We start from the raw sequence: 295 nt of genomic DNA, 5'->3' as shown, positions 1-295 counted from the left end.
GAAACGGGAAGGTCGGCTCGGGATTGCATCCCTGCACGCCAAAGGGGTTGTCGCTGTGGGCTGCCTCGTGGATCTTGTTGAGCTTGAGGCTGTAGCCGATCCCCTGGATGGTCCCCCAGAAGGCCAGCGCGTATCCCACCAGCTTGAGGCCGATGTTTTTGGGGTAGATCGCCGCGATGATCCCGCCGAATGCCATGCAGAAGAAGGCGAACCGGATGTACACGCACTGCTCGCACGGCCTCATGTAGAGCCAGATCTGAAACACCGAGTGGGCCAGAATGACCATGAACAGACT

General features: G+C 59.3%; 1 protein-coding gene. It reads right to left on the bottom strand.

Translation table 11 applies throughout. From position 1 onward, the window contains the following. On the bottom strand, positions 1-295 hold a 295-nt coding region (locus tag AC6CDK_RS17820), incomplete at both ends, for a disulfide bond formation protein B (RefSeq protein ID WP_496639963.1).

The organism is Geobacter sp. PheSNFMC (assembly GCF_059620965.1).
The sequence above is the reverse complement of the archived record's forward strand: the minus strand, read 5'-3'. Positions and strand labels throughout refer to the sequence as shown.